Source organism: Prosthecobacter sp. (assembly GCF_020439865.1).
Classification (GTDB): Bacteria; Verrucomicrobiota; Verrucomicrobiia; order Verrucomicrobiales; family Verrucomicrobiaceae; genus Prosthecobacter.
Window position 1 is genome coordinate 58203 of record NZ_JAGRPF010000073.1, and the last position, 22109, is coordinate 80311.

The window sequence follows — 22109 nt, forward strand, 5'->3', positions numbered from 1 at the left end:
AGCGCACCCCCTCACCTAACCTACTCCATGGCTAAAGAAGCATTCCAACGCAACAAGCCTCACGTCAACATCGGTACGATTGGCCACGTTGACCACGGCAAGACCACCCTGACCGCTGCCATCACGACCGTCCTTTCCAAGAAAGGCTTCGCCCAGGCACGTGCCTACGATCAAATTGACGCTGCTCCCGAAGAGAAAGAGCGCGGCATCACGATCAACACCGCTCACGTGGAGTATGAAACCGACAAGCGTCACTATGCGCACGTGGACTGCCCCGGCCACGCCGACTATGTGAAGAACATGATCACCGGCGCTGCTCAGATGGACGGTGCGATTCTCGTGGTGTCCGCCGCTGACGGCCCGATGCCTCAGACCCGTGAGCACATCCTGCTCGCCCGCCAGGTCGGCGTGCCCGCCCTCTGCGTGTTCATGAATAAAGTGGACATGGTGGATGACGCCGAACTCCTCGACCTCGTTGAGATGGAAGTTCGCGACCTTCTCTCCAAGTATGACTTCCCGGGTGATGACATCCCGATCGTCAAGGGTTCCGCCCTCAAGGCTCTCGAAGGTGATGCCGAACACGAAGGCAACATCCTCAAGCTCATGGAAGCTGTGGACAGCTACATCCCGTTGCCTGAGCGTCCGATCGACAAAGATTTCCTTATGCCCGTCGAAGACGTGTTCGCGATCGAAGGTCGTGGCACCGTCTGCACCGGCCGTGTCGAGCGTGGGATCATCAAGAAGATGTCCGAAGTCGAAATCGTCGGCATTCGTCCGACCGTCAAGACGACCGTCACCGACATCGAAATGTTCCGCAAGCTTCTCGACGAAGGTCGTGCAGGCGACAATGTCGGTCTTCTGCTTCGCGGCACGAAGAAGAGCGATGTCGAGCGCGGCCAGGTGATCGCCAAGCCGGGTTCCGTCACCCCTCATAAGAAGTTCACCGCAGAGGTGTACGTCCTTTCCAAGGATGAAGGCGGCCGTCACACGCCGTTCTTCAACAACTACCGCCCGCAGTTCTACTTCCGCACCACGGACGTGACCGGCAGCGTGAAGCTTCCTGAAGGTGTCGAAATGGTGATGCCTGGTGACAACGTCTCGATCGAGGTCGAGCTGATCACCCCGATCGCCATGGAGAAGACCATCCGTTTCGCCATCCGCGAGGGCGGCAAGACCGTGGGTGCCGGCCGTGTGGCCAACATCCTCGACTAAGCTCATCTAGTTCGTTTGTCTCGAAACCCCGCCGGGTCTGGCGCACAGGCCCGGCGGTGGATTCGTCTCCTGATCGGAGTCGAAAGGGGCGGCGGACTTGCCAAATCGAATTCATCCGTTATTTCATTCCGGGAAGCTTTCTCGCTCACACAGGTCAGTAGCTCAATTGGTAGAGTAGCGGTCTCCAAAACCGTCGGTTGGGGGTTCGAGTCCCTCCTGGCCTGCCAGCGAAAATCCCGGAATCATCCGCAGAAAACGAAACGCTTCACATGAGCCGCATCCGCAAATACATCAGCGAGGTCATCCTTGAACTCAAGAAGGCCACCTGGCCTTGGGATCCCAAGGAGAAGGGCTTCGCAAAATACCGCGAGTTGAATGAGTCCACAGTGGTGGTGTTCATCGCGATGATCCTGCTCGGAGGCTTCGTGGCGGCGTTTGACATCAGTTTCAAGTGGGCTTTCGAAGCCGCTCAGAAGCTGGGCATGTAATCTCCCGTCCCCCCCCAACCCCCTTTCCTCCAACTCTTTTATGGGAGCCATCCCCGCACCCCGCGACCAGTGGTTTGTCATCCACGTCCGCTCCGGCCTTGAACAAAAGGTCCGTGACAGCATGCTCCGCCGTATCGAAAAGGAGGAGATGGGGGATTATGTCTTCCAAGTTCTCGTGCCCATGGAACGCGTGGCCGAGGTGAAGAAAGGCAAGCGCTCCGAAAGTAATCGCAAGTTTTTCCCCGGCTACGTTATCGCCAACTGTCACCTACTGGACGACCACAACCGTCTGGTGGACAAGACTTGGTACTTCGTCAAGGAAACCGACGGCGTTCTCAACTTCGCAGGCACAAAAGATCACCCGATCCCCATGCGTGCGAAGGAAGTGGAGGCCATGCTGGCCCAGGTGCGCGATAAAGACGAAGGTGCCGTGCCCAAGATCGCCTTCAATCTCGGCGACACAGTCCGCGTGGCCGATGGTCCTTTCGAAAGCCAGAACGGCATCGTCGAGGAGATCGACCCAGAGCGCGGTGTGTTGCGGGTCTCCGTCAACATTTTCGGCCGCTCCACCCCGGTCGATCTCGAATACTGGCAGGTCGAGAAGGCATAAGCCGAGACGCCGCCACACTGAATCTAATCTAAAGCAAGCAAGGAATACAAACACATGGCCAAGGAAATCATCAAACTCATCAAGCTCCAGATCAAGGCTGGTGCCGCCAACCCCGCACCGCCCATCGGCCCTGCTCTCGGTCAGGCCGGTGTGAACATCATGGCCTTCTGCAAGGAGTTCAACGCCGCCACCTCCAAGGCTGGTGGTGATGTGCTGCCGACCGTTATCACGGTTTACAAGGACAAGAGCTTCACCTTCATCACCAAGCAGCCGCCGGCCTCAAACCTTCTGAAAAAGGTGGCCAACATCGCGTCCGGCTCCGGCGAAGCCAACAAGAAGAAGGTGGCTAAAATCACCAAAGCCCAGTTGCTTGAAGCCACCAAGCTCAAGCTTGCCGACTTGAACACCTCCGACCTCGAACGCGCTTCCCGCATCATGGCTGGAACCGCCCGTCAGATGGGCATCGAAATCGCCGAATAATCCCCCAACCCGAAGCAGGAGAACGTCACAGTTCGCCACCACTGCACACACACCATGCAAAAGAGAAGCAAACGCTACAAGAAAGCCGCCGAGATGGTCCCGGCAGGAAAGGCATTTACGCTTGAAGAAGCGGCCGAACTCCTGCGCAAACTCCCTGGCACCAAGTTCAACCAGACCGTCACCCTGTCTTTCCGCATGGGCGTCGATCCAAAGAAGAGCGACCAGATGGTTCGCGGCACCTGCCCGCTGCCTCATGGTTCCGGTAAAACGGTACGCGTCGCCGTGTTCGCCCAGGGCGCTGCCGCTGACGCAGCCAAGGCTGCCGGTGCTGACATCGTCGGCAACGAAGATCTGATCGCCAAGGTCAAGGATGGCTTCACTGATTTCGACGTCGCCATCGCCACGCCTGCCGCCATGAACGAAGTCCGCAAGCTCGGTAAGCAGCTCGGACCTCGCGGCCTGATGCCTAATCCGCGAACCGGCACCGTGACCGAAGACACCGCCGCCGCTGTCAAGGCCGTCAAGGCCGGCCGTGCCGACTTCAAACTCGACAAGAACGGCAACATCGCCTCTTCCGTCGGCAAGGCTTCTTTCGAAGTGGCCCAGCTCGCTGAAAACGCCACCTCGCTGATCGAAGCCGTGGTGCGTGCCAAGCCCGCCTCCGCCCGTGGTCGCTACGTTGAAACCATCACTCTCGCCGCCACCATGTCGCCCGCGCTCCGCATCGATGTGTCGAAGTACGTCAAACTCTAATTCCTGCAGCACCGAAACATGAAAGCTCTCAAATCATTGCTCATTGATGACCTGCTGCAACGGGTCAATGCATCTCCGTTCCTGTTCGTCGTCGACTACACCGGCCTGAAGGTCGACAAGTTCGCCGAACTGCGCAAGCGCCTCAGCGCTGTTGGCGCCGAGATCCACGTCTTCAAAAACAACCTTGTGAAGAAGGCTGCTGAAAAGGCCGGATTCCCGGGTGAACTGGGCGCCCACCTCACCGGGCAGAGCGCCTACGTGACCGGAGCCAAGGACGTCTGCGCCGCCGCGAAGACCATGAAGAACTTCGCCGCCGAGTTTGAAAAGCCGGTGATGAAAGTCGGCATTCTCGACGGCAAGCTGCTCGATGCCGCCGCCATCAAGGCGCTCGCCGACCTGCCTGCCCGCGAAGTTCTCCTCGCCCAGCTGCTTGGCGTTCTTCAGGCTCCTGCTTCGAAACTTGTTCGCACCCTCAACGAACCTGCCGCATCGCTTGCACGCGTGCTCAAGGCCAAGGGCGAGCAATAATCTTTGCCAACTTCCCAACCCATTTGACCAGATGGCCCGTAAAATGGCCTGAATACCCAAACACCCAATGGTTCCTCGCCGGAGCGACAGCTTTCGCTCTTAAACCATCCGATGCTTCGGACCACGGCGATACCGACATACTAACATGGCTGACCTGAATAAAATCGTTGAAGAACTGAGTGGCTTGACCGTCCTGGAAGTCGCTGAACTTGTGAAATCCCTCGAGGAAAAGTGGGGCGTTAGCGCCGCTGCTCCTGTCGCGGTTGCCGCTGCCGGCGCCGCCGGTGGTGCTGCTCCTGCAGCCGCCGCTGAGGAAAAGACCGAGTTTGATGTCGTGCTTGCCGACGCTGGTGCCAATAAGATTGGCGTCATCAAGGAAGTCCGCGGCGTTGTCCCCGGCCTTGGCCTTGCCGAAGCGAAGAAGCTCGTCGAGAGCGCTCCGCAGACGCTCAAGGAAGGCTGCAAAAAGGACGAAGCCGAAGACATCAAGAAGAAATTGGAAGCCGCTGGCGCCAAGGTCACGATCAAGTAGTCTCTCGTTCCTCCTGCTCTTTGCCGCGTGGCGTCTGCGTTCATCTGCAGCGCCGCGCGGTCAGGAGCCCTCAGTTAGTGTTAGTTTAATCCCCCGTTTGATTAGTTCCATCGCATGCCCGCAACCCCCCGCGACTCTCTCCTGAACCTCCGCAGCAAGTGCTACGGTTCCGGGGCTGCTCGCGATGTCGCGCATGCTTCTGACAATTTTCATGGCCTGAACCTGGGTTTCCACCCCGGTTCCGGCTGCTTCGTTTTCGCGACAATCGCAAGTGATGCCGGGCTGGCCGCCTGACATCGCTCCTTTGTTGCTTCGCGGAACTCACCCTTCCGCATCCCGTGCCACCGCCAATCGCCCCCTAACCGCCTCATCCCTGCCTTATGTCCCAGCGCACTAACTTTGGCAAAATCCACGAAGTCGCCGAGCCACCGAACCTCATCGAGATCCAGCTCCGCTCATACGAGGAGTTTCTCCAGAAAAACATCCTGCCCTCGAAGCGCAAGGACCTTGGCCTTCAGGCCGTGTTCCGGGAAGTTTTCCCGATCACCAGCTACGATGAGAAAATGACGCTCGATTTCGTCATGTACGAAATCGGAGAACCCAAGCTCAACTCCCTCGAAGCGATTCACGAGGCCGAGACCTACAGCGCACCGCTTTACGTGACCTATGAGCTCAAGGATGAGCAGGGCGCCAAGCAGGAGCGTGTTTACATGGGCGAAATCCCCCTCATGACCGTGCGCGGCACGTTCGTGATCAACGGAGCCGAGCGTGTGGTCGTCTCCCAGCTTCATCGTTCCCCGGGCATCTGCTTCGAAACCACCCAGCATCTCAACGGTCGCTGGCTGCATGGCTTCCGCATCATTCCTGACCGCGGCACCTGGCTCGAAGTGCAGTTCGACACAAACGACCTGCTTTACGTCTATCTCGACCGTCGTCGTCGTCGTCGCAAGTTCCTCGCCACCACGCTTCTGCGCGTGATCGGTTTCCCGACGGACGAGGACATCCTCAAGCTGTTCTACGAAATCCAGGACCTGAAGCTGAAGGACAGCATTTCTGAAGAGGAAATCGCCACCAAGATCCTCTTCAAGGACATCCTCGACGGCGAACTCATCGTCGCCCGCGCGTACGAGCCGCTCACCCAGGGCGTCGTGCGTCAGCTCATTCAGCTTGGCCACAAGTCCATCAAAGTCGTCACCGCATCGCCCGACGACCTGCTCATCACTTCTCTCCGCAAGGACACTGCGAAGGACGAGGACGAAGCGCTCAAGGAAATCTACCGCCGCCTGCGTCCGGGCGATCCGCCCACCACGCCGAACGCGCGTGCGCTGGTGAAACGCCTGTTCTTCGATCCGAAGCGCTATGACCTCACTCGCGTTGGTCGCTACAAGATCAACCAGAAGCTCGGTCTCAAGGTGGACACCGAAATGCGCATCCTCACCGCCGAGGACGTCATCTCCGCGCTCCGCTACCTGTTCCACCTGCGTGAAGGGCAGGGCATTCTGGATGATATCGACCATCTCGGCAGCCGCCGTGTGCGTGCCGTGGGCGAACTTCTCGCCAATCAGTGCCGCGTGGGCCTTTCCCGCACCGAGCGTCTCGTCAAGGAGCGCATGACCTTGTTCGACGTGAACATGGACACCATGACGCCCGCCAAGCTCGTCAATCCGAAGGCGCTCTCCGCCGTTGTTCGCGACTTCTTCGGTCGCAGCCAGCTCAGTCAGTTCATGGACCAGATTAATCCTCTGGCCGAATTGACCCACAAACGCCGTTTGTCCGCACTCGGGCCAGGAGGTCTGAATCGTGACCGCGCCGGCTTCGAAGTGCGTGACGTTCACCCGTCCCACTACGGCCGTATTTGCCCGATTGAGACTCCGGAAGGTCCGAACATCGGTCTGATCAACTCCCTCGGCTCCTACGCCCGCATCAACGAGTTCGGCTTCATCGAAACGCCTTACCGTCCGGTCAAGGACTGCGTCGTGTCCGAGAAGATCGAGTATCTCACCGCCGACCAGGAAGAGAAGCATTACATCGCCCAGTCGAACAATCCGGTCGATGAGAAAGGCCGCTTCAAAGGCAGCAAGATCACCGTGCGCTATCGTGGCGACTTCATTGAAGTCGAACCCGAGAAGGCCACGCTTATGGACGTGTCGCCGAAGCAGCTCGTTTCCGTTGCTGCCGCACTCATTCCGTTCCTCGAGCACGATGACGCCAACCGTGCCCTCATGGGTTCCAACATGCAGCGCCAGGGCGTTCCTTTGCTCGAAGGTGAATCTCCGCTCGTTGGCACCGGCATGGAAGGCAAGGCGGCACGCGACTCGCGTTCAGTAATCGTGGCTGATGCCAACGGCACTGTCGCCGCCGCCACCGCCGACGTGATCATCATCACGAAGGACGGCAACCTGCCGGTCAAAGACGAAAAATTCCTCGAGAACCCGCTCAAGTCGGTGCAGACCGACGAGGAGAAAGGCACGCACGTCTATCCGCTTCGCAAATTCGGCCGCAGCAATGCCGGCACCTGCATCAACCAGCAACCGCTGGTGAAGCGTGGGCAGAAGATCAAGAAGGGCGACGTCATCGCTGACGGTCCTTGCACCGATCAGGGTGAACTTGCCATCGGCAAGAACATGCTCGTCGCGTTCATGCCTTGGAACGGCTACAACTTCGAAGACGCCATCACCATCAGCCGTCGCGTGGTGAAGGAGGACATCTACACCTCCATCCACATCGAAGACTTCGAAGTCATCGCTCGTGACACGAAGCTTGGACCAGAAGAAATCACGCGTGACATCCCGAACGTCGGTGATGAAGCGCTGAAGAACCTCGACGCCCAGGGCGTCGTGCGCATCGGCGCGGAAGTGAAGCCTGGCGACATTCTTGTCGGCAAGATCACTCCGAAATCCGAAACCGAACTCGCCCCTGAAGAGCGCCTTCTGCGCGCCATCTTCGGTGAAAAGGCCGCCGACGTGAAGGACACCTCCCTGCGTGTTCCCTCCGGTTGCACCGGCATCATCATGGATGTCCGCATCGCCCAGCGCGGTGCAGGAGCTGACTCTGAGAAGGAGAAGCTCTCTCCTGCCGAGTACAAGCGTCACATCAAGCAGATCGAAGAAGACTACCGCAGCAAGAAGGAAGACCTCACCGAGCAGCTCACCGAGCGTCTTTCCGACATCCTGCTCAATGAAAAGATCCCGCTCGACATCGTGAACGGTCAGACCGGCGAGCCTCTTGTTGGTGCCAACAAGAAGATCACCAAGACGATGCTTCGTCACGTGGCCGAAAGCTACGACACGATCGAAATCGACCCGAGCCCGATCCGCAACAAGATCTTCGACATCATCCAGACCTTCGAACAGAAGTTCTCCGATGCCGACATGGAACGTGAGCGCAACCTCGACAAGATCGAGAGCAGCGAAGACACCGCCGATTCAGGCGTGGTCAAGCAGGTGCGCGTCTTCCTCGCCAGCAAGCGCAAGCTTTCGGTGGGTGACAAGATGGCCGGCCGTCACGGTAACAAAGGTATCGTCGCCAACATTGTTCCGGAAGAAGACATGCCGTTCCTCGAAAACGGAACTCCGGTGGACATCGTGCTCAACCCGCTGGGCGTGCCATCGCGCATGAACGTGGGTCAGGTGCTTGAAACCCACCTTGGCCTCGCCGCGAAAGCGCTCGGCATGAAGATCGCCACGCCGGTGTTCGACGGCATTCCTGAGTCCAAGATCATGGAGTACATCAAGGAAGCCAAGAAGGTTCCCGGCTACGAGTGGATGGGCCTCAATGGCAAGTCCAAGCTCTTCGATGGTCGCACCGGTGACTCCTTTAGCCTGGATGTCGTTGTCGGCTACATCTACATGCTGAAGCTGAACCACCTTGTCGCTGACAAAATCCACGCACGTGCCGTCGGACCTTACTCTCTCGTCACGCAGCAGCCTCTTGGCGGCAAGGCCCAATACGGCGGCCAGCGTTTCGGGGAAATGGAAGTGTGGGCGCTTGAAGCCTACGGTGCCGCGTTCACGCTGCAGGAGCTCCTCACCGTCAAATCCGACGATGTTCAGGGACGCACGCGCATTTACGAACAGATCGTCAAGGGTGACCACGCCCTGGAAGCCGGCACGCCGGAATCCTTCAACGTGCTCATCAAGGAAATGCAGTCCCTCGGCCTCGACGTGAAGGTGCATAAACGCTCCAACGCGAATGCTGACGCCGAAGCTCTCGAAAGCTTTGCCACCTCGGCGGGTGCTTAATCCGCCTTCCCCAGAAACCCAGCGCCAAAAACTGCCACCCATCTCCACACATCATGAATGCTGACGCGAGCTTGAAAGAAATCTTCGGGGAACCCCAACACGGCGAGGAGTTCGACTATGTGTCGATCTGCATCGCCTCCGCCGACCGCACCCGCTCCTGGTCCTCCGGCGAAGTCAAGAATCCAGAAACCATCAACTACCGCACCTTCAAGCCTGAAAAAGGCGGCTTGTTCTGCGAGCGCATCTTCGGGCCCACCCGTGACTGGGAGTGTGCCTGCGGCAAGTACAAGCGCATCAAGCACAAGGGCGTTGTTTGCGACCGCTGTGGCGTTGAAGTGACCCTCTCCCGCGTTCGTCGTGAGCGCATGGGCCACATCGAGCTCGCCGTGCCGGTGACTCACATCTGGTTTTACAAGTGTATGCCTTCCCGCATCGGCCTCATGCTAGACATGACCGCTCGTTCGCTGGAGCGCGTGATTTACTATGAAGACTACATGGTCATCGATCCGGGCAGCACGCCGCTTCAGCGCGGCCAGCTCCTGACCGAAGTCGACCTGCGCGAAGCCGAGGAGCAGTATGGTGCAGACGCCTTCCGCGTCGGCATGGGCGCCCAGGCCATCCGCGACATCTTCTCCCAGATCAATTTGGCCGATCAGATCAAGGAACTCGAGGAGGCGATGACCAAGACGCGCTCCAAGCAGATTCGCAAGAAGCTCGCCAAGCGTCTCAAGCTCTGCCAGGGCTTTGCCGAAAGCCACAGCCGTCCGGAATGGATGATTCTCGAAGTGCTTCCGGTCATTCCGCCGGACCTTCGTCCTCTCGTTCCTCTCGAAGGCGGACGCTTTGCGACCTCCGACCTCAACGATCTCTATCGTCGCGTCATCAACCGCAACAACCGTCTCAAGAACCTCCTTCAACTGCGCACGCCGGATGTCATCATCCGCAACGAAAAGCGCATGCTGCAGGAAGCCGTCGATGCGTTGTTCGACAACGGCCGCCACGGCCGTCCTGTCACCGGCGCCGGCAACCGTCCGCTGAAGTCGATGTCCGACATGCTCAAGGGCAAGTCCGGCCGCTTCCGTCAGAACCTGCTCGGCAAGCGTGTCGATTACTCCGGCCGTTCCGTCATCGTTATCGGTCCTGACCTTCTGCTGCACCAATGCGGTCTGCCGAAAAAGATGGCGCTTGTCCTGTTTGAACCTTTCATCATCCGCCGCCTCAAGGAGATGGGCCTCGTGCACACCGTCCGCAGTGCGAAAAAGATGATTGAGCGCCGCACGCCCGAAGTATGGGACATTCTTGACGAAGTGACCAAGGGCCACCCGGTGCTCCTCAACCGCGCTCCGACGCTCCACCGTCTCTCGATTCAGGCTTTCGAACCGAAGCTCATCGAAGGTGAGGCCATTCGCGTACATCCCCTCGTTTGTACGGCCTACAACGCCGACTTCGACGGTGACCAGATGGCCGTTCACGTTCCGCTTTCCATCGAAGCTCAGATGGAGGCCCGCCTGCTCATGCTCGCGCCGAACAACCTGTTCAGCCCAGCATCCGGCAAGCCCGTGATGAACCCCTCCCAGGACATTCCTCTGGGCTGCTACTTCCTCACCTACCTGCGTGAGTTCCCGAGCCACGACGCCAAGGCGAAGAAGGGCGAGGTCGAAGGACGCGTGCCGGTCTTCAACGACGCTTCCGAAGTCGAGTTCGCAATCTCTGAAGGCGGTCTTTCCGTGAATGACAAGATCCGTTTCCGTAATCCGGACTACGGCCTGCCGAAGCGTCCTTATGGCGATCCGACCAAGGCTGTGATCGAAACCACCGCGGGTCGCGTGCTCTTCAATGAAACCTGGCCGGAAGGCCTCGGCTTCATCAACACCACTGTCGGCAAGAAGCAGGTGTCAGACATCATCTGGCGCTGCTTCCAGACCGTGGGGCAGAAGGAGGCCGTTGCCGCTCTTGACCGTCTCAAGCAGCTCGGTTTCCGCGAAGCCACCCGTTCCGGTTGTTCCATCGGGATCACTGACATGGTCATTCCGCAGGCCAAAGCCGGCGGTCTCGACAACGCCTACAAGCAGATCGAGGAAATCGAGAAGCAGTATCGCCGCGGTATCATCACCCATGGTGAGCGCTATCAGAAGATCATCGACATCTGGACCCAGGTGGGTGAAATCGTCGCTGACGAACTCTTCCGCACGCTGGAGTACAACGACGGCAAGAAGCATCACAACCCGCTCTACGTCATGGTCAACTCGGGCGCCCGAGGCAACCGTACGCAGATCAAGCAGCTCGCTGGCATGCGAGGCCTGATGGCCAAGCCCTCCGGTGAGATCATCGAACGCCCGATCACCTCGAACTTCCGCGAAGGTCTGACGGTGCTCGAGTACTTCATTTCCACTCACGGTGCTCGCAAAGGTCTGGCAGACACCGCCTTGAAGACCGCTGACTCCGGTTACATGACCCGCAAGCTCGTCGATGTGTCCCAGGACGTCATCGTCACCGAAGAAGATTGCGGCACCGTCAACGGAATCACGCTTTCTTCCATCTATCAGGGTGATGAAGAGATCGTTGATCTCAAGACTCGCGTCTATGGTCGCACCAGTTGCGAAACCATTCATGACCCCGTGGACAAGAGCGTTGTCATCAAGGCGGGCCAGCTCGCTTCCGAAAAGGAGGCCGCACACCTTGCGAAGATCGGCGTCGAGAAGCTCAAGATCCGCTCTGTGCTCACTTGCGAAAGCAAGCGTGGCTGCTGCTCGAAGTGCTACGGTCTCCACCTCGCCACGCATCGCATGGCGAAGATCGGCGAAGCCGTCGGCATCGTGGCCGCCCAGTCCATTGGCGAACCGGGAACGCAGCTTACCATGCGTACCTTCCACGTGGGTGGTGCCGCCATGAGCTCCTTCAAGCAGCCCTTCATCAACACCAAGAACGCCGGTATCGTCAAGTACACCGACATGCGTGCGGTGCAGACCATTGAAGGCACCTGGATCGCCCTTACTAAGAACGGCATTCTTTCCATCCATGACGAAGACGGTCGCGAACTCGAGAGCCACAAGCTCGTCGCAGGCGCCGTCATCGCCGTCGAGGAAGGTGGCAAGGTCAAGAAGGGCCAGCAGGTTGTCACTTGGGATCCTTACAACGTGCCGATCATCACCGAGAAGGCCGGTAAGCTGGAGTTCCGCGACATGATCTCCGGCATCACCATCACCAAGGAAGTCAACCAGAGCACCGGCAACGAAGAAACCGTCGTTATCGAGCACAAGGAAGACCTTCATCCTCAGGTCGTCGTCGTGAATCCGAAGACGCATGAAGTGCTTGCCAGCTACACCATTCCTGCGGGTGCTCACTTGAGCGTCAAGAACAACGAGAAGGTCGAAGCCGGCACCACGATCGCCAAGACGCCTCGTAAGGCCTCCAAGACAAAGGACATCACCGGTGGTCTTCCTCGTGTGGCCGAGCTCTTCGAAGCCCGCAAGCCGAAGGACGCCTGCGAAATCGCCCGCATCGACGGTACCGTCGAGATTGGCGGTCTCGTTCGTGGCAAGCGTCGTGTCATTGTCACCGACACCAAGACAGGCCAGCAGGAAGAACATCTCATCCCCCGCAGCAAGCACATCCTTCTCTTCAACGGAGACCATGTCAGCAAGGGCGACCAGATCACCGACGGCCCTGTTGTCCCGCACGATCTCCTCGAGATTCTTGGCCCGCAGGCGCTCCGTGAGCACCTCGTCAACGAAGTGCAGGAAGTGTACCGTGCTCAGGGTGTGGAAATCAACGACAAGCACGTTGAGATCATCATCCGTCAGATGCTGCGCAAGGTGAAGGTCACCGACACCGGCGATACCGAGTTCCTCTGGGGCGATCAGATCGACCGCACCACGTTCGAGAAGGAGAACGAGCGTGTTACCGAAGAAGGCGGCAAGCCTGCGGAAGCAGAGCCTGTCCTCCTCGGCATCACCAAGGCCTCCATCGAGACCGAGAGCTTCATCTCAGCCGCGTCCTTCCAGGATACGACTCGTGTGCTCACCGAGGCTGCGACGCTTGCGAAGTCCGACTTCCTGCGCGGCTTCAAGGAAAACGTCATCATGGGGCATCTCATCCCCGCCGGCACCGGCTTCATCAGCAACCGAAACTTCGAACTTCACGAGACCGAGCGCCCTGCGCTGCCGGCTTCTCCGGAAGAAGAAGTCGCCTAAACCAGCTGCAGCAGTCAAACCTCACCCGCCTCCTTCGGTGCAAGCCGTCGGAGGCGGTTTTGCTTTCAAGAACATGTCAAGAACATGCCTTGGCGTGAGACGCGTCCATGCGCGCCATAGAAGCGTCACTTGCCTTTCTGCTTGCCCCGCAGGCCGAACCAGGTGGCGGTATAGCAGACGGCAACCCAGAGAAGCAGGACACCTACTGAAGACGCAGCGGGGGCGAGGTTTCGATAGATGATGCCCATCGGGTAGTTCACGTCATCGCGGCCTTCCACGCTTTCGTCGTACTTTTTGACTCCGCGAATGATGGAATAGCGATTGGCGTGCTGGCCTGCCAGAGCCGGAAAAACGATCAGGTTTTGCCAGGACTTGTTATGGTCGGAGACCTTGTCGTAATCCTCGCTGACCGGCCCTTCGACGGTTTCCCATTCGATCGTTTCTTGATCTCCTCCCGGTGTCAGGAAAACCGGGTATTTGGTGCGGTTGGCCATGCGCGGCACCGCCTGGCCATAGACATGCGCGACATCCATCAATCGCTGAGCGCAGAAACTGGGTATGAAGATGCTGGCGGAGCGCACGCTGGCAGTCATCTCCGGTCGTGTGACGACGAAGCCGCCGAAGAGAATCTGTGGAATAAGAACCAGCGGCACCCACAACACCGCCTGCGTGCTGTTGCGGACGAGCGCTGAGATGGTGAGGCCAATGGCAATGCCGACGACGGCTGCCGCGAAGAGAGCGGCGAAGCGCAGCACGATGGTGCCCGAGAGGATGCGCATGATCGACATCGGTGCCGTGAGACCGCTGTCTCTGGATTCCGGAGTGACCGGTTCGGTGGCGTCCATGAGGTTGTCGGCAATTCCAAAAAAGGACGCGGTGGCTGTGAGAAAACTGACCTTCCATGAGTTGCGCTTGGCTTGTTCATTAGCCACAGCTGCTTCGACACCTCCGGCGCTGGGTTCCAATGTGGCAGGTTCCACGGGGTTCTCTCCTTCGGCGACAGCGTTGAAGACTTCGTCCGCACCACTGTCGGCGGTTGATGGAGGCACCGGGTACATCGCCGCAGCCATTTTCTCACGAAACACTTCGCGATCGAATTCTGGCGGATGGATGAAGTAGGCGGTGATGAGAGTGATAAGGAGCAGCAGCAGTGCCTGAACAGTCGTAAGAGCACCGAGAAAGAGCAGCTTGCTCTGCACATAGCAGTTCATGCCCAGGCCGCAGACTCGCTCGCGGCGAAAGACCGGAAGTTCACGCACAATCTGCTGCGCTCCGTTGCTGCAACCAAACCAAAGCGTGGCGACAACACAAAGGAATGAGCGCAGCACAGCATCCTTCGCCACCCAGCCGATCAGCAGGGCGATGATCATGGGTTGGGCCGCTATGAAGACGAGGTTTAATTTGTCGGAACGCAGGATCGCCCATTGGCGGGCAAGCTGCACGAGTAGGCTGCGGGCGTAGCCGCCTCCGCGCCTCTTCTTGGAGTCGTCGATCGGAAGTTCGGTGTTCTGGCTGCCAAAGTCCGGTCGGTTGAATGTACCGCGCTGTTTTTCAAACTGCTCACGCCACTCTTTGCCCGTTTTACCACCTTCATGCGGCGGCACGGACAGCATTTGATAGACCTTGAGCAGGCTGTTTGTCTGGAAATTCGCCATTGCCATCTCTGCGGCAGGTCGAAGACGGTAGGCCGTAGAACTGCGGGTGCCGGTGAGTGATGACGCATCAGTGACGAGTGCTGCTTCGGGGCCGCGGCTCTCGGGGCGCTCAGTGTCAACATCGCAGACAACGAAGCCGTCCTGCACGAACAGCAGCTTGTCGAAAAGCTGGGCGTTCTCGAGCACGTGGGTGGTGCAGACGATGGTGCAGGTTTTTGCCAGGCTGTTGAGCAGGCTCATCAGAGAGAACTCTGTGGCAGGATCCAAGCCGGAAGAGGGCTCGTCGAGAAAGAGAACCGAGGGCTTGGACAGCAGTTCGGTGGCGATGCTTACGCGCTTGCGCTGCCCGCCGGAGAGCTGTGCGATGGTCTTAAAGCGGTGGTCGGTGAGATCAAGACGCGCGATGGTCTCGTCCACCAGGCTGCCGATGGCGCGTGCCGGAGTTTCCGGGGGCAGACGGAGGCGAGCACTGAAGTGCAACGCCTGCTCGACGGTGATCTCACGGTGCACGATGTCATCCTGTGGCACAAAACCAATGCCAGCCGAGGCCATCTGCTTTGGATCGTCCAGAGGCATGTCATTGATGTACACCTTGCCTTCGGTGGCGGGATTGATTCCGCAGAGTGCGTTCAAAAGCGTGGACTTGCCCTGGCCGCTGCCCCCGACGATGCCGACAAACGTACAGCGCTCGATGTCCAGCGAGACATCGTTGAGGATGCGCCGGCCCGACTTGAGAGTGACGGAAATACCGCGCGCCTCTATACGTGCGCCAGACTGGCGCGGCACCCTTCGCAGCGAGTAGCCGGTGAACTCGAAACTGTAGCTGCCAATTTTCAACAGATCCCCGACCTGTAGTTTGCGCTCGCGGAAAAACTGGTCGTTCAGCGGTGTGCCGGCCTGGCTTTTGTCTATGGCCACCCAGTCTCCAGTGGCGTCCTTTTCCAGCAGCACATGTTCTCGGGAGATGCTCAGGTCGGCGGCATCGAGCGCAAGTTTTTCAGGGTCATTCTCCTCGCCGTCGGCTCTGCCGATCATCAGCCGCTTGAGGCGCTGTAGATTGATCTCATTCAGGCCTTTCGTCGCTTGCTTTGGTGTGTCGGGGACGCGCTGGAAGCGGATGAAGACATCAGGCAGTTCGACAATGTCTCCGTGTTGAAGAGCCGCCTTGGATGTGACGGAGATGCCGTTGACGCGTATTGTTCGCGCAGCGACCGGGGAGAAGGGGGTCAGCACCCATGTAGCAGTGCGCTGCTCCCATGTCAGTCGCGCGTGTTCTGGGAGGAGATGAGCTCCGCTAAGACTGAGATCACAATCTTGGGCTGAGCCAATTCTCAGCGCAGTCTCTTTGAGGACATAGTGTACAGCTGGAGCGCCGGAAACGCAGACGGAGATTTGACCGTTCATAGGGCGGAGCAGATTAATTCAGAGTCGGAGGAGGTGCCTGTGCAGACAGTTTCTGTGGAGTCCAAGTCAATCCAGACTGTCACGTTTCGAAAAAATTGCTGGTCTTTTTTAGTCAATCATGATTGTATCTACTGCGGACTGCCAAAAATATACCATGAACTCCCTCTTCACCAAATTCACGGCTACGACACTTTGTCTGTGCATGTTTGCCAGCTGCACCAACATTCAGAATGACGGAACGCGAACCCGGACTGAAGGGGCTCTTGGCGGAGCCGCTCTCGGCGCCGGCCTCGGTGCATTGATCGGTGCGGCCAGCGGCAACGCGGGGCGTGGTGCGTTGATCGGTCTGGCTGCGGGCAGCATTGCCGGTCTGGCTTATGGCAATCATGTGGCCAACAAGAAGGCGCAGTACCGCTCTACTGAAGCGTGGCTGGACGCCTGCATCGCCCAAGCTCGCCGCACGAATCAGAACGCTCGTTCTTACAATAGCACCCTCAGTGCTCGGATTTCGAAGCTGAGTTCTGAAATCGCCGCCGCCAAGGCTTCTGGAAATCGTGGTGCACTTCGGCAGAAGAAGGCTGAGATCATCAATCTGGAGAATGAGGCGTCCAAGCAGATGAAGACCATCGACTCGGAGATCACCAACCAGAATCGAGTGCTCGGTGAGGCGAGCAGCCCGACCTTGAAAAACGAGGTCATCAGCCTGCGCAGCACACGCAGTAACATCAACAGCAACTATCAGCGTCTGGCCAGTCTGAGCCGTGAGGCTGACGCCTGATGAAGACTGTCACACCTGATTCACTAACTCTTCCAGTTTATGAAAGTGCGTCCAAAACTGCTTCTCACACTTCTCGCTTCTGTTTTCTGTCTCGTCGGTTGTGAGACTACCGGAGACCCCGCCCAAGGGGGGCTGTTTGGCTGGTCGCAGTCGAAAGCTGATCAGCGGATAGACGCCAAGCAGCGTGAACTTTACCGTGTTCAGTCTGACACCGAGCGTCAGCAACGGCGTTCGTCAACATTGCGTTCTTCATACGACAGTCTGCGATGAGAGGTTGGGGGTATTGGACAGAATGTCGGCTGGTTCCCCTTGCCGCCAGTCTTGCAGTTTGTCTGTTCGCCACCCCTAGATCTGTTAACTCACAAGACGCCGCTGATCTCGACATGGCAATGGCCGTGTTGATGGAGACGGCGCAGGTGGTTGAGAAGGAGTGCTATTACCCTGTTACCTCGGGAGAGGTTGTCACGCGGGCACTTGGTCGTCTCTATGAATCAGGTGTGGTTCGCGGTGAAGAACTGCCGCCGTTGCCCAAGCTTTCCATGGAGTCTGTGGGAGCGGTTCAGGAGTCTGCTCGTGCTCATTTGGCTCTGCTAACTACTCTGCCTGGCCAGCGTTACGGCGCATTGGAACTGGTGGACAAAGCGCTGGCCTTGTTTTGCGGCACTCTGGACGAGTACAGCCGCTACGAATCCGCCGAGGATATGGCTAGGATTGACAGGCTGGCGGCCATTCCCGGCACCAGCGGCATCGGTATCACTGTGCAGCAGAAAGAAGGTGATTTTTTTTGCTATCCCTACCCTGAAGGTACGGCGTCCGCAGCCGGCGTCAGTCCCGGTGACATGCTCGTGACCATCGACGGCAAACCTGTCTCCGACCGAACCCTTGCTTCTGTAGTGGGCCAGATTCGCGGAGTGCCTGGTACTCAAGTGAATTTAAGGCTGAAGAAAGCGACAGGCCGCAGTCAGATGCTGACTGTAACCAGAGACTTGGGGGGAGCCCCTCCACTGGTCAAGGTGGAACGTGATGCCGGCGGCTTGTTGGTGCGCGTGCGGCGTTTTGATGAGGGCGTGTCGGCCCGGTTGGCGGAATTGCTGCGTCAGCAGGAAGGGAGTTCGCCGCAGACGCTTACACTTGATCTGCGTGGCAACGGTGGAGGTCAGATAACCGAGGCTGTGGGGGTCGCCAATGTGTTTATGGACGAGGGGGCGCTTGTGGTCACCAACGTGGAGCGCGGCATGGCCCCGGTTCAAATGCGTACCACTGCCAAACCGTTGGTGAAACCTTTTCAGATTTCCATCCTGCAGGACGAGGGTACGGCAAGCGCTTCTGAAGTTGTCATCGCTGCACTTTTTGCCGCGTTGCCCGACAAGGTTTCGAGTCAGGGAGCCAAAACTTATGGCAAGGGTATTCTCCAGGAGGAGATCCGTCTGAAATCAGGCGGCAGGCTCACACTGACGGTTGGTCGCATGTTCAGCCCGGCCGGTCTTTGCTGGGATGGCACTGGATTGGCTCCCTCTTTGAGCAACGGAGGAAAAATCTATTCTCCAAAGGCGATTTCCATGGAAAGTGGCGTCGCGAAACCACGTCCCGTGATCAAGCTGGTAGAATAAGTGTTACCAATGTTCCTTGCCGTTTTACGGTTGTGCTTTCTGCACCTCGGTTCGCACGTTGTCGAAGGTGCTGCCGCTCATCTCAGGCCGGGCACCCGGAGTTAAAAAGATGCCGACGAGCAGGTTCTCGAAGTGATTGTCGGTCAGTTGCGGTACAAAGTCTGTTCCGTCCAATGCGATGCCTCGCTCCGACCCCACACAACGGTTGTTCGTGATCGTGACCACCGGACGCGTCGAGCACAGGGCGAGGATGGCATTACGCGCATTGCTGGTGAGCGTGCATCCGGTCACACGAGTGTCGCTGGCACATTCGGAGATGTTGATGCCGTCGCGGGCATTGCCGGAGATCTGCATTCCGGTCACCACCAGTCGGGCGCCGGCTTCAGCAACCAGTCCGGCTCCGCCCAAGTTGCTGAGGGTGCCTTTGCTGTCTTTCCCCAAAAATGAAAAGCCGTTGCGATTACATTCGCCGCCATCCAGCTCTGCGGTGCTGTTTTCGTCTGCGGTGTGGAGGCCGTTGTAGGTGTTCTCAGACGTGGTGACGGCATGCCCCGTCAGCCTGGCGCCTTGTTCAATCATCACCCCATTACGCAGATTTCGAGTAGTTTCGACTTTTTGCAGCTCAGCGGTGCTGCCCGTTCCGGAAAGCCTGATCCCATCAGCCCCGTTCGCATTTACCCGAGTGTCATTTATCGTCATCCTGGCCCCGCGCGAAATGACCACACCTTCGGCGCTGTTTCTCTGAACGACGCACCGGGTTAGCGTGACTTGGCTGGCTCCTTCCACCTGCAAACCGCTTCCGAGACCGGCTTCAAAAACACAGTCGATAAACTCAATGCGGCTCGACAAGACTGCGGCGGTGGCAAGCGCACTTGAAGGTGTTGTTTGATCTCCCTCCGCGTGACTGAAGGTGATCCCGGTGATTGTAACAGCTGCCTTGATGCGATCCGCGTCCAACGCGGCACCTTGGGCGCCGGCCACACTGATCAGCACACGCTCGCCAGGAACTGCTGCAGCGACGGAAACGCCGTCCACTAGTCGCAGGGGCTCATCATAGGTGCCACCTTTGATTTTGACCGTCTCTCCGGGTTTGGCGGCACTCATCGCTTCAGCAAAAGATTTATAGGCATCGGGAACGAGCAGCCCCAAGCTTTTGTCTGGCGTGGCGGCGGCCATTGTTGGACTCGTGGTAGCGGCAGTCGGCGGAGAACTGGTCGTCTCTGCCGAAGGATTTGCAGGTGCAGTCGTGTTTGTGTCCAGCTTCTCCTGCTGCTGGACCACATTGGAATTGCTCTGGTCCTTTGTGTTATTTATCACCGTCTGGGAGTCACGTTTGGTGCTCCACAGCACGATGAGAGCTCCCACGACCAATGTGGCAGCCGAACTCGCGATCCAGACCCATGCGGGAATCTTGCCGGATGTCTTTTGGCCATCCGCGGCGGTCACGGTGCTTTCGGCAACAGCAGCTTGAGTATCGCGGATCCGCGTGGATGCCTGAGTGGCGCGGCTTTGCGTGTCGACGAGCAATGGCTCAAGAGCCTGACTGGCGCGCAACGTGACTCCTCTCGCGCTGGCGGCAACCTGAGTGGACGCAGTCGGCATAAACGCTGCGGTGGTGTCAGTGCTGGCAGTGGTAGGTGCTTCTAATGCCGGTGTCAGATCAGGTGTGCCAGATGTGCCGCCGAGGCCAAGGAGGGAACGCACCTCGTCCACGCTGGCTGGCCGCTGCTCCGGTTGTTTGGAGAGACAGCGCATAATCACATCCTCCCACACTGGAGGCATCGGCTCAGCGGCGGTGAGTCCGAATTCCATGCGGCGCTCGGTCACGGTGGGTGGCAGAGAATCGCGAAGCTGGCGGCTGATGTCTCCGGTGTAGAAAGGAGGTTTGCCGGTGAACAACTCATAAAGGGTACAACCGAGACTGTAGACGTCGTCCTCCGGCCCCGCGTGTTGTCCCGCTGCCTGCTGAGGGCTCATGTAGGCCAGAGTGCCGGTGGAACTGCCAACGTTGGTGACCCGGGTGATGGCATCCTGAATGCTGCGGGCGATGCCGAAGTCCATGATCTTTAGGTCGCCCTGGGTGTTGACGATGAGATTCGGCGGCTTGAGGTCACGATGGACCAGTCTGGCCGTCCGATGGGCATAGGACAGCCCGTCGAGCAACTGGGCGACCCAGCGTGTCACCTGCCTGGGTTCGAAGATTTTGCCGGGTTGCCGCGTGCGCAGGCGAGCCAGAGTTTCACCGTCCACGTACTCCATGCAGATCGCGGCGCTTTCCTCGTCGATGAAGAAATCGTAGATGCGCACGATGTTCGGGTGGGCGAGAGCCTGCCCGCTGAGCGTCTCTTGCTTCAGTTCTTCGATTGCCGAGTCATCGTCGCGTATGTTTGGCGGAGCAAACTTGAGCGCCACCTCGCGATTTTTTAAGAGCGTGTCTTCCGCCAGCCAGACCATGCCCATGCCTCCCTGTCCAAGCTTACGTTTCATCACGAAGCGACCGAACGCCTTGTCACCACCTTGGTGGGCTCGAAGCGTCTGGCCGAACTCAAACTCGTCAAGATTGACGTTTGGTGTCGATGGATCTGGGGCGGGCATGCACTTCGGTTAAATTGGCGGCTCTGATGTGCGTGTTCAAGCTGTGAAATGGTTCCATCAAGGCTCACGCACCAAAAAATGCAGGCCACCCGGCAAGGGTGGCCTGCGAATCTAGATATTCACGAATTGTCGTGACAGGATCAGTTGCTGTAGCTCGACGGCTTAGTGACAGCCTGGAACGTGTCCGGAGCCGTGGAACTGCTGACGGAGGCGGATTTCGTCGAGGAGGACGAGCTGCGCTTGACGGGAGCCGGCTTGGGTGGGGGCACGACGTAGGTCGTGTAAGTGCAACTGGAGATCAAGGTGACGGCGGCGAAGGCACTGAGCAGTGTTTTCATAGAGTGTGAGGGACAGGAGTGTGTTTGTGGGGGATTGAATTATTTTTTCTCGGGGAACTGAGGGACCGCGGCATCTCCCTCGCCGCCAGCTCCTGAGATGCCTTCTTTTTGCACGCCTCGGCGACCGACAAGCACGCAGTATGAGGCGAGGCCATTGGCGCGGGCCATGTGCAGATAAACGACAGCTGTGCCGTTGTAGGAGGAACGGAATTGAACGCCCGCCAGCTTCGAACCGCGGCGGTCGTCGAGGATCAACTGGCCAACCTCGTCATAGACGTAGATGTCCGCGTCGAGAGCGAAGCTGTCCGTTCCGGCTAGAAAGACATAATCAACGCCGCGATTGACCGGGATCAGGAAACGAATGGCCTGGCCGCTGCCGAGGATGCCGGTGTTGTCGGTGGGGGCCATTTGGAAGGACTTGGCGATGTAGTCCTTGGCCATGCGGTAGGCGACGTCTTCCGCCTGGGCGGGGTCGGCACGGAGACTGCCTGCGGAAAGCAGGAGCAGGCTGGAGAGAGTAAGCAGCTTTTTCATAGTTTTGGCAGGTGTGATGAGGTTAGGAACGAAGGGGAAATCAGGATGCCAATCCAAGAGCGGTCATTGGACAAACTCAGTGCAGAGTTCTTCAAGAAGTGAATTCATGCGCGTCACTTGATCCCGCGGGATCGCACCGTCGATCGGGATGTTGACGA

The 22109-nt window shown here is 58.4% G+C and carries 16 protein-coding genes and 1 tRNA gene; 13 read left to right on the forward strand and 4 right to left on the reverse strand.

Features of this window, described 5'->3' with window-relative positions; all coding sequences use genetic code 11:
- Nucleotides 1-27: 27 nt before the first annotated feature.
- From tuf to rpoC, 11 genes are all read left to right on the forward strand, one after another.
- The gene (gene tuf / locus KDL09_RS08005) at nucleotides 28-1212 is read left to right on the forward strand and encodes an elongation factor Tu (RefSeq protein WP_294383657.1); all 1185 of its coding nucleotides are present in this window, start codon (nucleotides 28-30) and stop codon (nucleotides 1210-1212) included.
- 151 nt (nucleotides 1213-1363) lie between these two features.
- Nucleotides 1364-1439 (forward strand) — tRNA-Trp (locus KDL09_RS08010).
- 42 nt (nucleotides 1440-1481) lie between these two features.
- Entirely contained in the window at nucleotides 1482-1700 is a 219-nt protein-coding gene (locus KDL09_RS08015) for a preprotein translocase subunit SecE (RefSeq protein ID WP_294383659.1), read from the forward strand.
- A gap of 40 nt (nucleotides 1701-1740) precedes the next feature.
- Nucleotides 1741-2310, forward strand: coding sequence for a transcription termination/antitermination protein NusG (gene nusG, locus KDL09_RS08020; protein WP_294383662.1), 570 nt, complete (start codon nucleotides 1741-1743; stop codon nucleotides 2308-2310).
- Nucleotides 2311-2364: 54 nt separating this feature from the next.
- Nucleotides 2365-2790 (forward strand): 50S ribosomal protein L11, encoded by a 426-nt coding sequence (gene rplK / locus KDL09_RS08025; protein ID WP_294383664.1) that lies wholly within the window; start codon nucleotides 2365-2367, stop codon nucleotides 2788-2790.
- Nucleotides 2791-2844: 54 nt separating this feature from the next.
- Nucleotides 2845-3543 carry a 50S ribosomal protein L1 gene (rplA, locus tag KDL09_RS08030; protein ID WP_294383666.1) on the forward strand — a complete coding sequence of 233 codons (699 nt, stop codon included), beginning with the start codon at nucleotides 2845-2847 and terminating at the stop codon, nucleotides 3541-3543.
- Nucleotides 3544-3561: 18 nt separating this feature from the next.
- Nucleotides 3562-4071, forward strand: coding sequence for a 50S ribosomal protein L10 (gene rplJ / locus KDL09_RS08035; protein WP_294383669.1), 510 nt, complete (start codon nucleotides 3562-3564; stop codon nucleotides 4069-4071).
- A 145-nt stretch (nucleotides 4072-4216) separates the two neighbouring features.
- Nucleotides 4217-4603, forward strand: coding sequence for a 50S ribosomal protein L7/L12 (gene rplL, locus KDL09_RS08040; RefSeq protein ID WP_294383671.1), 387 nt, complete (start codon nucleotides 4217-4219; stop codon nucleotides 4601-4603).
- Between the two features lie 114 nt (nucleotides 4604-4717).
- The gene (locus tag KDL09_RS08045) at nucleotides 4718-4897 is read left to right on the forward strand and encodes a hypothetical protein (RefSeq protein WP_294383674.1); all 180 of its coding nucleotides are present in this window, start codon (nucleotides 4718-4720) and stop codon (nucleotides 4895-4897) included.
- Between the two features lie 86 nt (nucleotides 4898-4983).
- Nucleotides 4984-8844 carry a DNA-directed RNA polymerase subunit beta gene (gene rpoB / locus KDL09_RS08050; RefSeq protein ID WP_294383677.1) on the forward strand — a complete coding sequence of 1287 codons (3861 nt, stop codon included), beginning with the start codon at nucleotides 4984-4986 and terminating at the stop codon, nucleotides 8842-8844.
- 53 nt (nucleotides 8845-8897) lie between these two features.
- Nucleotides 8898-13037, forward strand: coding sequence for a DNA-directed RNA polymerase subunit beta' (gene rpoC / locus KDL09_RS08055; protein WP_294383681.1), 4140 nt, complete (start codon nucleotides 8898-8900; stop codon nucleotides 13035-13037).
- Nucleotides 13038-13162: 125 nt separating this feature from the next.
- Here the strand turns inward: rpoC and KDL09_RS08060 are convergent, their stop codons facing one another.
- Nucleotides 13163-16096 (reverse strand): ATP-binding cassette domain-containing protein, encoded by a 2934-nt coding sequence (locus tag KDL09_RS08060; protein WP_345781079.1) that lies wholly within the window; start codon nucleotides 16094-16096, stop codon nucleotides 13163-13165.
- A 154-nt stretch (nucleotides 16097-16250) separates the two neighbouring features.
- On the opposite strand from KDL09_RS08060, the gene KDL09_RS08065 reads away from it, so the two are divergent.
- Nucleotides 16251-16874, forward strand: a complete 624-nt coding sequence (locus KDL09_RS08065) for a YMGG-like glycine zipper-containing protein (RefSeq protein WP_294383687.1) — start codon at nucleotides 16251-16253, stop codon at nucleotides 16872-16874.
- Nucleotides 16875-17257: 383 nt separating this feature from the next.
- The gene (locus KDL09_RS08070) at nucleotides 17258-18484 is read left to right on the forward strand and encodes a S41 family peptidase (RefSeq protein ID WP_294383688.1); all 1227 of its coding nucleotides are present in this window, start codon (nucleotides 17258-17260) and stop codon (nucleotides 18482-18484) included.
- A gap of 24 nt (nucleotides 18485-18508) precedes the next feature.
- Here the strand turns inward: KDL09_RS08070 and KDL09_RS08075 are convergent, their stop codons facing one another.
- From KDL09_RS08075 to KDL09_RS08085, 3 genes are all read right to left on the reverse strand, one after another.
- Nucleotides 18509-21079, reverse strand: a complete 2571-nt coding sequence (locus KDL09_RS08075; RefSeq protein ID WP_294383691.1) for a protein kinase — start codon at nucleotides 21077-21079, stop codon at nucleotides 18509-18511.
- Nucleotides 21080-21219: 140 nt separating this feature from the next.
- Complete coding sequence (locus KDL09_RS08080) at nucleotides 21220-21417, reverse strand: hypothetical protein (RefSeq protein ID WP_294383694.1); 198 nt, start codon at nucleotides 21415-21417, stop codon at nucleotides 21220-21222.
- Between the two features lie 39 nt (nucleotides 21418-21456).
- A complete protein-coding gene (locus KDL09_RS08085) occupies nucleotides 21457-21951 on the reverse strand; it encodes a hypothetical protein (RefSeq protein ID WP_294383698.1) in 495 nt (164 codons plus the stop codon).
- Nucleotides 21952-22109 lie beyond the last annotated feature (158 nt).

Coding starts and splice junctions, on each gene's coding strand:
- tuf (WP_294383657.1), top strand. CDS start 28: ATGGCTAAAGAAGCATTCCAACGCAACAAGCCTCACGTCAACATCGGT.
- KDL09_RS08015 (WP_294383659.1), top strand. CDS start 1,482: ATGAGCCGCATCCGCAAATACATCAGCGAGGTCATCCTTGAACTCAAG.
- nusG (WP_294383662.1), top strand. CDS start 1,741: ATGGGAGCCATCCCCGCACCCCGCGACCAGTGGTTTGTCATCCACGTC.
- rplK (WP_294383664.1), top strand. CDS start 2,365: ATGGCCAAGGAAATCATCAAACTCATCAAGCTCCAGATCAAGGCTGGT.
- rplA (WP_294383666.1), top strand. CDS start 2,845: ATGCAAAAGAGAAGCAAACGCTACAAGAAAGCCGCCGAGATGGTCCCG.
- rplJ (WP_294383669.1), top strand. CDS start 3,562: ATGAAAGCTCTCAAATCATTGCTCATTGATGACCTGCTGCAACGGGTC.
- rplL (WP_294383671.1), top strand. CDS start 4,217: ATGGCTGACCTGAATAAAATCGTTGAAGAACTGAGTGGCTTGACCGTC.
- KDL09_RS08045 (WP_294383674.1), top strand. CDS start 4,718: ATGCCCGCAACCCCCCGCGACTCTCTCCTGAACCTCCGCAGCAAGTGC.
- rpoB (WP_294383677.1), top strand. CDS start 4,984: ATGTCCCAGCGCACTAACTTTGGCAAAATCCACGAAGTCGCCGAGCCA.
- rpoC (WP_294383681.1), top strand. CDS start 8,898: ATGAATGCTGACGCGAGCTTGAAAGAAATCTTCGGGGAACCCCAACAC.
- KDL09_RS08060 (WP_345781079.1), bottom strand. CDS start 16,096: ATGAACGGTCAAATCTCCGTCTGCGTTTCCGGCGCTCCAGCTGTACAC.
- KDL09_RS08065 (WP_294383687.1), top strand. CDS start 16,251: ATGAACTCCCTCTTCACCAAATTCACGGCTACGACACTTTGTCTGTGC.
- KDL09_RS08070 (WP_294383688.1), top strand. CDS start 17,258: ATGGCAATGGCCGTGTTGATGGAGACGGCGCAGGTGGTTGAGAAGGAG.
- KDL09_RS08075 (WP_294383691.1), bottom strand. CDS start 21,079: ATGCCCGCCCCAGATCCATCGACACCAAACGTCAATCTTGACGAGTTT.
- KDL09_RS08080 (WP_294383694.1), bottom strand. CDS start 21,417: ATGAAAACACTGCTCAGTGCCTTCGCCGCCGTCACCTTGATCTCCAGT.
- KDL09_RS08085 (WP_294383698.1), bottom strand. CDS start 21,951: ATGAAAAAGCTGCTTACTCTCTCCAGCCTGCTCCTGCTTTCCGCAGGC.